Origin of the sequence: Myxococcus sp. CA039A, from assembly GCF_013336645.1 — a bacterium.
Classification (GTDB): Bacteria; Myxococcota; Myxococcia; order Myxococcales; family Myxococcaceae; genus Myxococcus; species Myxococcus llanfairpwllgwyngyllgogerychwyrndrobwllllantysiliogogogochensis.
The window spans coordinates 1-631 of the sequence record NZ_JABUMQ010000733.1 but is presented as its reverse complement, the minus strand read 5'-3'; the positions used below and the strand labels follow the sequence as shown (position 1 = coordinate 631).

General features: G+C 69.1%; 1 protein-coding gene. It reads right to left on the bottom strand.

From position 1 onward, the window contains the following. Positions 1-542, bottom strand: a 542-nt coding sequence (locus tag HR086_RS47325) for a translation initiation factor IF-2 N-terminal domain-containing protein (RefSeq protein ID WP_174468958.1), incomplete at its 3' end; no start/stop codon positions are given. Positions 543-631: the final 89 nt, after the last annotated feature.

Here is a 631-nt window from a genome sequence, read left to right as displayed (position 1 = left end):
ACCGGGGCCTTGGGGGCCTCCGTTGCGGCTGGAGGCGTGGCGGCCTGAGCGGGCTGCTGCTCGGTCACCGGGGGAGCCGTCGGAGCCGCGGGCGCGGCGGTGACGGCGGGAGACTCCTCCACGGAGGGAGCCGGAGCCGTCTCGACAGCGACGGGCGGGGGCTCCACGGCGCGAGGCGCCTCCTCGGGAGGCTGGTAGGCCTCGACGGGGGGATGAGCGGACTCAACGGGTCCGGAATCGTAGTGGTCATGGGAGTCCGCGGAGTGCGACTCCATGCCCGCTTCGGCGGAGCCCGCGGGCGGGCCCACCTTGCGGCGCACCACGAACCCCTTCGCCGTCACGGGAGGCGCTGCCTGCTTCGGCTTGCGCTTGTCCAGGATCTTCTGGACGGCGGCGGTCGCCTGGTCGTCATCGAGGGAGGACGAATGGCTCTTGACGTCGTAACCGAGCGCGGACAGCTCGTTTACGACCTCCTTGTTGTCGAGCTCAATGCCGTGGCCCTTGAGCTCCTTGGCGATTTCGTGGACGCGCTTCTTCGACATATTGCCCTTGTTGGCCTGCCGCACCCGGCGACTCCGGGGCGCAGCACCCTAGCTCAAACCCGAAAATGTGTGCGAGTGGTCCTTAACAC